The sequence below is a fragment of the Rhodopirellula sp. JB055 genome (genome assembly GCF_043100905.1).
Lineage (GTDB): Bacteria > Planctomycetota > Planctomycetia > Pirellulales > Pirellulaceae > Rhodopirellula.
In genome coordinates this window covers 1-9,025 of record NZ_JBICHO010000554.1, presented here as the reverse complement: position 1 = coordinate 9,025, position 9,025 = coordinate 1, and the positions used below count along the sequence as shown (strand labels likewise).

At 56.8% G+C, this 9,025-nt stretch carries 6 protein-coding genes; 2 read left to right on the top strand and 4 right to left on the bottom strand.

The genetic code is table 11. The annotated features are described in order from the left end of the window. Positions 1–2,240: secretin N-terminal domain-containing protein (locus tag ACF8AM_RS21740; protein WP_392557668.1), on the top strand; the 2,240-nt coding region annotated here is incomplete at its 5' end. Between the two features lie 268 nt (positions 2,241–2,508). Continuing rightward, on the top strand, positions 2,509–3,396 hold the full coding sequence (locus ACF8AM_RS21735) for a hypothetical protein (RefSeq protein WP_392557667.1): 888 nt from the start codon (positions 2,509–2,511) through the stop codon (positions 3,394–3,396). 330 nt (positions 3,397–3,726) lie between these two features. Here ACF8AM_RS21735 and ACF8AM_RS21730 read toward each other — a convergent pair whose 3' ends face one another. The 4 genes from ACF8AM_RS21730 to ACF8AM_RS21715 all read right to left on the bottom strand — a co-directional run bounded on the left by ACF8AM_RS21730 (position 3,727) and on the right by ACF8AM_RS21715 (position 9,024). Beyond that, entirely contained in the window at positions 3,727–5,151 is a 1,425-nt protein-coding gene (locus ACF8AM_RS21730) for a Gfo/Idh/MocA family protein (RefSeq protein ID WP_392557666.1), read from the bottom strand. A gap of 411 nt (positions 5,152–5,562) precedes the next feature. Further along, entirely contained in the window at positions 5,563–6,144 is a 582-nt protein-coding gene (locus ACF8AM_RS21725) for a histidine phosphatase family protein (RefSeq protein ID WP_392557665.1), read from the bottom strand. Continuing rightward, entirely contained in the window at positions 6,141–6,848 is a 708-nt protein-coding gene (rpe, locus tag ACF8AM_RS21720) for a ribulose-phosphate 3-epimerase (protein WP_392557664.1), read from the bottom strand. The genes ACF8AM_RS21725 and rpe overlap by 4 nt, the downstream gene beginning before the upstream one ends. Before the next feature lie 868 nt (positions 6,849–7,716). After that, the gene (locus ACF8AM_RS21715; protein ID WP_392557663.1) at positions 7,717–9,024 is read right to left on the bottom strand and encodes a type II secretion system protein GspD; all 1,308 of its coding nucleotides are present in this window, start codon (positions 9,022–9,024) and stop codon (positions 7,717–7,719) included. Between the last annotated feature and the right edge of the window lies 1 nt (position 9,025).

Here is a 9,025-nt window from a genome sequence, read left to right as displayed (position 1 = left end):
TGGTAGGCGGGATCGGGATCATGAACATCATGCTGGCGAGCGTGACGGAGCGGACGCGCGAGATCGGGATTCGGCGTGCGCTGGGGGCGACGCGCCGGCACATCGTCTGGCAGTTCCTGATCGAAACGAGCACGCTGAGCGCCATCGGGGGGCTCATGGGCGTTGCGCTCGGGGTCGCGGGGAGTTGGGGGATCGATGCGCTGGTGCCGCGGCTGCCGGATGCGCTGCAGAACTTGTTCGGCGAAGATGCTGCAACGAGCGGGACCAGCGTCGGTGCAGGGAACCTTGGTGAATTGCCATCGTTAACGGCTTCAGACAGTGCTCTGACACCACTCGTGTTCTCAACCGACATTCGCACCAACAGCATCATTGCCAGCGGCTCGGCGGAAGACTTGGAAGTGGTCGAAAGCATCTTGTTGCGACTCGACAGCGAAGGTTTTGCCGAACGCATCACGGAAGTGATTTGGCTGAAACACCAGATTGCAGAGAACGTTGCGACGGCGATCACCAATTACGTTTCGCAGCGTCAGCAATCACGCAACGTGATCACTCAATTCCAACAAGGCCTCGGCCCGTTGGACCTGCCCGATCGCGATATTGTCGCGGTGGCGGAAGCTCAAACGAATAGCGTGTTGCTCAGCGTTTCGCCACGGATCTACGAAGAGGTCCGTCAACTGATCGATCGTCTGGACCGGCGTCCACCGATGGTGTTGATCAAGACCTTGATCGCGGAAGTGGAACTGGACGACGGTTTCGAAATCGGCGGTGAGTTCGGGCTGCAAGATTCGTTGTTGTTTGATCGTGGCAAGGCTTCGGGCGCGATCGCCGCTGGAAATCCCTCTTCGGATCCAGGGTTCAACTTTGGTGGTACCAGTCTGCCAAATAGCAACTCGTTTGCTCAAGAGAGTTTGGCATCGCAGGGTTTGACCAGTTTCGGAGCGAACGCCAGTCAACTGACACAACTGAGCGGTCTGAATTCAGGCGGATTTGTGTTCTCCGCGGCCAGCGAATCCGTCAACTTGTTCCTGCGAACCTTGCGGGTTGCGAACCGACTGCAGATTCTCAGCCGGCCAGAAATCATGACCGCGGACAACACGGAAGGTTATGTCCAAGTCGGGCAGAGCTTCCCGCGTCCGACGGAATTGTCCTTCACCGGAGGAACTGGTGGGACGGCGTCGCAGCCCATCATCGGGATCGAAGACGAGGAAATCGGAATCATCCTGCGAGTCACTCCTCGCGTTGGTGCGGACGGTTTGATCATGATGGCGATCGATGCCAGTCGCAGCGACATCAATGCGAATGAAGGTCAAATCATCGGTTCGTTCCAGGATGATGTCCCGATCTTCGTCCCGGCGATCGACCGAACCCAAGCTCAGGCGACCGTGACCGCGTTCGATGGTCAAACCGTTGTGTTCGGTGGTTTGATTCAGAAGTTCCGACAGAACCGAACTCGTCGAGTGCCTTACTTGGCGGAGATTCCTTTGTTGGGAACGTTCTTCAAGTATGACTCGGAAATCGAGACCCGCAGCGAATTGCTGGTGGTCATGACACCGATCTTGGTGACCGGCCATGAAGACCTTGAATACGTCAAACAAGTCGAATCCAGCCGCATGAGTTGGTGCTTGGCCGACGTGGTCGAGATGCACGGTGACGTCGGGTTGTCGGGTGGTTATGGATTGTGGGGGCCCGCCGTTGGTCCAACGATTTATCCTGACCTTCATCCCACTGTGGACGTGTTCCCAGAAGCTGACATGCCCGGTGGAAACCGAGCGATGAAAGCAGGAGTGATCCCACCGGGCAGCGTCATCAATTCCATTGATGGAAGCGTGGTCCCAGGATCCAACGGTGAATTGCCACCCGGTGTGACGTTGAATCCAGGTGAATCGATCATCGGTGACGATTGGATCGAGGCACCTCAAGGATCAGTTCCTGCACCGCAGCAATCACTGCCTGGGAACCAGTTGCCACCACCTGTGATGTCGGCTCCGAACGAGTTGTTGCCTGGTCCTGCGTCCAGTGGCGTCCCTGCAACGGGAGCCGGGTTCTCCGGAACGCCTCCGACGAAGCAGGCCAGCAGTACGGGATCGACCCCGCAAGTGCCGGTCAAACAGGTTTCCGCTCGAATCCCTTCGCAGACGCCCGCGGAAAAACCCGCTAGCACTCCTGCGACACAGGCGAAACCAGCCAGCGAACAAGAGCCAGCGAAGAAACGTTGGTTCAATTTCAATCGATCGAAGTGATGAGTCCTCAGCCATGTCGCGCCAGCGTGAATCGCGTCCTGCATTCACGCTGACGTGACATGGCCAAGAAGAAGTGCATCCGTTTGGGACCGTCCTGATTCGGGTGTTGGAAGACGATGTTGTTGTGAATTCGACCGGAGCAATCCCGCAATTGTTTCAGTGGAGGTCACCAGCATGGATGAATTTTGTGTCGCCGTGAAGCTTCGTTCCAAGGTGCCAATTGCACGGGCGAGCGTTCGCGGTCAACCCTCAAAGCAGAGACCCAGACATGTCATTGAAATCTCGCGCCCGAATTGTATCCCGAGCGACGCTTGGGGCTTGCTTGGTCAGTTTGACACTCAGCACCGGTTGTGCGTCGATGACCCAGTCCGAGAACGCGGCTCCTAAGAAGAGCCTGTTGGACCGGATGCCCTGGGCGAAAAAAGACAAAGCACCTGAGCCATACCCCAACCCCGCGAAATTGGCGGCGGTTTGGTCGACGGAGTCACTCACTCAAGTCGGGCGTGTGCCCACCCGAGGTTTCGGCGGACGCATCTTTTTCTACGATGAAAAGTCGCAACCCGTTCCGGTGGATGGAACGTTGGTGATTCATGGCTTTGATGAAAAGGCAAAGGATCCCAAGACCGGTGTGAAACGATTTGAATTCACTCCTGAGCAATTGACCAGCCACTTCAGCCAGTCCGATGTTGGTGCTTCGTACAGCATTTGGGTGCCATGGGATGCGATCGGTGGAGAGCAGCGTCACATCTCTTTGGTGGCATCGTTCAAAACCAAGGAAGGCAAAACGATTCAAGGACAACCAACCAATGTGTTGTTGCCGGGATCGAAAAACGAAGCCGAGATGGCGCTGGCGAACCGCTATTCGCCTGACTTCCGGGCGTGGCAGCACGCTTCTTCGGGAAAGACATCGCCCAGCAGCGGTTTGACAACCACCACCATTTCGCGTCCGACGGTTCAGGATCGCTCGGGTGAGATGCCACCTTCGATGGGAACCTGGAACATCGCTCGCGGGAAATCAACCAAGTCGATCGACATCGCGATGGTGAACCAAGGTGCTGCACCGGAGAACGGTCAGGGTGAACCGGCCGGCACGATTGCTTCGCCAAGCAAAACGATGACGCCAAATGTCTTGCCGGCGTCGACTCGCTTGAAGTGAGTCGCATCCGGGGGTGGGGTGTGTAGGCCAGGTTGGACCTGGCTGGGTGATTGATGTGCTGCGTTGAGTGTTGTGGGGTGGTTCGACGCCTCGCTTTGTACCAAAGCATCGGTTGGTTGCCAGGTGAGACCTGGCCTACGTCACCTGGTGTCGGATTCTGGTGGATCCGGCCAAGGCGTTTTTTGAGACCGTTTCGTAGGCCAGGTTCCACCTGGCGATGGTGGCTGGCTGGGGCATATGGCACACCAGATTCACAAAAAAAGAGCCCGGCGATAACCGGGCTCTTGTCGTTTGTCAGTTGCTGATCGGCTCAATGGGCCGACAGGCGGATCAGCCCAATTCCCAACCGTCGCGATATTCGCGTTGGACGAATTGGTTGACCGATTCCACGTTGGGGCTCATCAAGTCCTTCGCGTTCCATTCGATGCGTTGGCCTTCGCCTGCTCGCATGGCCAAGTTGCCGACCAAGATCGTTTCGGTCAGGCGGCCAGCGTATCCGAAGTTCGACATGGTGCCGGGTTCGTACTCGCCCTTGATCGTGCTCACGAATTCCCATTTGTGGCGTTCGTCGCCACTGGCTTTGAATGGGATGCGAGGCAACCATGGTTCGGGCTTTTTGAAGTCGACGTACTTGTCTTCTGGAAGCAGGTAGTACTTGGCTCCGTAATCGTCCGGCGAGAACACGATGCCTTTGCTGCCGACAAGGACAGCACCGGATTGTTTCCGACCGCCGTCACGTTGTGCTTGAACGCGTTTTTGGAACGACGCGGGCAATTGCGAGATGATGCTTTCTGGTGGCAGGTTGCCGCCGTCGTACCAATAGAACTTACAAGGTGGCAATGTTTTTCCGTTGGCGCCTTCGCGTTCCGGGAATTCGAACATCAGCGTGCTGCTTCCGGGATACTGTTCGCCTTCGACGATGCCGGGGTTCTTCAGTGCAGTGACCGCGATCGGGTCCCACAGGTGAAGGGCTTTGACGGGCATGTTGGTGGTGTGGCAAGCCATGTCGCCGAGAGCACCGGTGCCGAAGTCAACCCAACCACGCCAGTTGAACGAGTGGTAGGCGCCTTTGACAAACGGACGCATTGGGGCTGGTCCGATCCAAGCGTCCCAGTTCAACGAATCCGGCACAGGGTCTTCGCCGGCAGGACGTCCGCCGCCTTGTGGCCACACGGGACGGTTGCTGAAAATGTGAATCTCGGTCACGTCGCCAATGGCACCGCTTTGGATGACTTCCACGGCTTCACGAAGTCCATCTTCGCTGGTGCCTTGGTTGCCCATTTGAGTGATGACGCCGGTCTTCTCTGCCGTTTCTCGCATCAAGCGAGCTTCACGAATCGACCACGTCATGGGTTTTTGGCAGTAGATGTGTTTGCCCATGTTCATGGCTTTGACACAAGCTGCTGCGTGGGTGTGGTCAGGCGTGCTGCAGGTCACGATGTCGACCTTGTCGCCCAGTTTGTCCAACATTTCGCGGAAGTCATCGAACTGTTCCGCGTCCTTGAATTCGCGGCCCTTCTTCGCCAATGTGTCGCGATCGACATCGCACAACGCTGCGATCTTCACGCCTTGGTTGGCGATGTGGCTGGTATCGCTACCGCCTTTGCCGCCGACGCCAATGCAGGCCGCTGAAAGCGAATTCAATGCGGAGGACGACTCTTCTTGTGCCACGCTGGTGCCGGCGAAGTAGCCGACGCCTGCGGTCAAGGCGGCCGATTGGCCAATGAAACGACGGCGGTTTGTTTTCGAGGTCATGGACAAACAGTTCCAGAGGAAGGGAAAGGTAGGCGGGCGAAAGGTGGATCGCCACGGCAGGAGGCCGCAGCGAGTTTCAGTAACAAGGTATCGTAGGTCAACGCCGTGTGGGGCGATGGACGTGCAGACGGATTGTACTTCACCTGTGTGCCTAGATTAACAACTCCGTCGTGGCCGTTCAATCTTTCCGCAAGATCGATTGGGCGTCCATCTGGACGGAATTTCAGTCAATAGGACAAAGGGCAACCCAAGGGCGGCGCAGGGGAAGCTGATCCAGCCGCGCAATGAAAAAGACCGCTACGATCAAGAAGCGGCCTATTGCGTCATTTGATTGCAGAGTCTGGGCTGCTCGATGATGACTGCGGGAAAGAGTTTGTCACCGTCACGGACCGTGGTGCAGTCGTTTCTCAATCAGGAGGTTTCGATCAACTGCCAATTGCCAGCGTCGGTCTCCACTTTCCAAATTTCTGGCAACGCTTCGTCTTTCAGTTGGCTGGCAACCAGCGATGCCAACGGGTCGGGGATCACGAATGCGATGACTTGATTGCGATTGCGTTTCAGGATTCGGCGAACGGCTTTGCCAACTCGGTGCGCCGCTTCGTGCATCGACTCACCACCGGGCGGGCAGGTCGACTCGGGTGTGTCGCACAGTTCTCGGTACAGGCGTGGTTGGTTGCGACGGACTTCCTCGATCAGTTTGCCGTGCCACAACCCGTGGTCCACGTTGCGAAATTCATCAATCACTTTGGGACGCAGATCGCGGCCTTCGGAAAGGCACGTCGCAGTCTCCACGGCTGATTGACAGGGGGCGCAGTAGATCGCGTTCAAGCGAATCCCCGCCAGTTCGCTGGCAAGCGATTCGGCTTGCAGGCGACCTCGCTCGCACAACGGCATGTCCAGGTTACCCTTCATGCGGCCTTGTTCGTCAAAGGTGGTCGCACCGGGGCGGATCAAAACCAGCTTGGAAGCAGCTTTGGACCGAAGTGAAATCATGACAATTCTCCCACGGAAGGAGGCGAGCCATGCATGGCTTGAGTCAGTTCATTGATGGCGGTTTCGTAGTCATGTTGGCCGAAGATCGCGGAACCAACGACGAACAGATCACAACCGGCCGCACGAGCGTCGCCGATTGTTTCGGCTTTGATGCCGCCATCGATTTCCAGCAGCAGATCAGGCTTGCGCTCTTTCAAACTACGCAATCGATCCAGCGAAACCGGATTGAATTTTTGGCCGCCAAACCCAGCGTTGACGCTCATCACCAACACCATGTCCACTGAATCGAGGCAGCAATCCAGTTTGGCAAAGTCGGTGTCAGGATTGATGGCGACCCCAACGCCCACACCCATGTCGTGGATCTTGCCAGCGACATCGACGCAGTCATCGACTGCTTCGACGTGGAACGTCAGCATATCCGCGCCAGCATCGACCATTGGCTGCGCGTACGCCAGAGGGTCACTGATCATCAGATGAACATCCAGTGGCATGTCCGTGTGACGACGCAGTCCTTCGACAATGGGCATGCCGTAGGTGAGGTTGGGCACAAAGTGGCCGTCCATGACATCCAAGTGCAACACACGCGTCCCTGCAGCGGTCAGCTTTTCGATCTCGGTGCGCAAGTCACCAAAGTCGCATTGCAAGAGGCTTGGCAAAATTGCCGGACCAGCCGCACGGATGGAATCGAGCTTCGCTCGGCTCATACAGTTGTCTCATCGGGGAATGGATTCACCACGCAGGTCACCTTCGGTGCCCACTGGAAACGTCCGAGGATGCCCAATCGAGATCACTTCACCAGCCAGGAAAGACCGGGCCAGAATCGTTTCGCGATTGCATCCCGATGACGAATCGGTGGGATGCCCAAGTTGCGTTGGTGTGATGCGATCGCCGTGCCAATTTTCGCGGCAGAACTCCGATCCGATCGGAAGGCTGATTGCGAAATGACGACACCTGATTGCATCGATGGGGCAACAGATTGAACAAGTGCCAGTCTCGCTGTCAATCGGCAGGCGAAACTCAGGGGGAGCCTCCGAAGCCACAATGGCGAACGTAACTCGCAAATTCAAAACAACCGGCATTTGCTAGCAATTGCAATGGCGTCGAATCTTCCGTAAAAAATTGATTGGGAGATGCTCGAATTTGCCGTTTTGCGGCCGGGCCGGCAGGTTTGGCTTGGCGGGAAGCAAGGAGTTTGGCTCAATCGATCGTGCATCCACTCGATTCGTTGTGAAAGGCTGTGTTCACCAGGCCATGAGAACCTCGCGGACGCCTGAACGGCACCCCAAACTGCGTTTCAGGAGGGGGCATCATCAGCAAGCACGCCAAGTGCACGCCGGTTCACTGCTCGATCTCGGTTCACTGCGAGGGCATCGTGCTGGACGCTTGCGCTGGGATTCGACAGCACACCACCGCGCATGAAAAAACGGCCGCCGCGTGTTCATCAGAACTCGCGACGACCGTTTTGGCATTTGAACCGAAGAGAATGGATCGATCGTGGAAGCGAAGCTCAGGTCACTAAAATCGAAAGCGGAAGGACGCTTTCGATTCGCTGTGTGAGTCTTCGATTCGCGATCAACGTCCCGGATCGAATCCGGTTTGGGCGATCTCTTCTTCTTCTTGGATGATGATTCGAGGTGTGACCATCATCATCAAGCTACTCGATTGACGACCGACCGCGGTGTTGCGGAACAATCGGCTGACGTAAGGGATCTTGCTGAGGAATGGCACGCCACGTTCGTTGCGGCCTTCGCTCATTCGTTTGATCCCACCCAGAAGAATCGTGCCGCCATCGGGAACACTCACGGTGGTGTTCACGGTGGTGAAGGCGAACGTTGGTTGTTGAACCGTCGTGCCTTGCGTGACGCTTTCTTCTTCTTGTTCGTCTTCTTCGTCGATCACGCCGTCGCCGTTGGTATCGACGTTGCGACTGCTGGTGTTGCTGGTCGTCGAGCTGCCTTGGAACGTGAACTCGTTGACTTCGCCAATTTGGCTGAAGGTTGGAATCAACGTCAGGCGAACGAATCGTTTGTCTTCACTGACAACACCTTGCACGTTCAACCGGGTGCCTTCGTCGAGGACGACGATGACGGGTTGTTGTGCGACGGCGAAGTCACCGACAACGGGAACGATACTGGTCACGAAGGGACGCGATGTCTGGTCTTGGATCGAAGCGATCTGACCATCAAACAGAGTCACCTTGGGAGCCTGCATCACGTTGGTACGACTGTCACCCTGAGCGGCTTGCAAGAAGAAGTAAGCTTCGATGTCACTCAAGATCGCGAATCCGAGGGTTGAGATCGCACCAGGGTCGGCACCGAATGGTGGTGTGACACCGCTGCTGTTGTTGTCGAATCGGATGTCGAGGTCAGCCGTCGGCGTTCCGTCGTTGTCCAAACCGATCGTGATCTCTGGTCCGCCGTCATCGCTAGGCAATCCCGGTGCGTTGTCGTCGAACTGCAAGTCAAAGTCGATTCCGATTTGTTCGAAGAACGTGTCGGACAACGTGATGAAGCGAACTTCGATCGTGATCTGCAGGTTTTGCAGGCGACGAAGCGATTCGAGCAGGTCGACGATTTGGTCGTGCACATCGCTCGTCGTGCTGATCACCAGCGACAAGTTTTGTGGGTACGGTGCCATCGTGCCGACGCCGCCGAGGGCTTCCCAGCTGTCCGGTTCGATCGTTTGTTGAATCAGTTGCATCAGCGAATCGAAGTCAGCCATCGATCCACCACCGCGGCCCGACGGGACGACGCCCGAGGCACCGAGGCCACCGGCGAAGCTCGAACCGCTGCCCATCGGGTTGTATTGGCCGAGCATGTTGCGGCCGAGATTGTTCGACGCGTTGTTAGCCATCCCGCCGCCGAGAGATCGGAAGAGCACA

What these genes read in the sequence shown, in the direction of transcription:
- ACF8AM_RS21725 (WP_392557665.1), bottom strand. Translation starts at nt 6,144, where the DNA reads ATGATTTCACTTCGGTCCAAAGCTGCTTCCAAGCTGGTTTTGATCCGC.
- ACF8AM_RS21730 (WP_392557666.1), bottom strand. Translation starts at nt 5,151, where the DNA reads ATGACCTCGAAAACAAACCGCCGTCGTTTCATTGGCCAATCGGCCGCC.
- ACF8AM_RS21735 (WP_392557667.1), top strand. Translation starts at nt 2,509, where the DNA reads ATGTCATTGAAATCTCGCGCCCGAATTGTATCCCGAGCGACGCTTGGG.
- rpe (WP_392557664.1), bottom strand. Translation starts at nt 6,848, where the DNA reads ATGAGCCGAGCGAAGCTCGATTCCATCCGTGCGGCTGGTCCGGCAATT.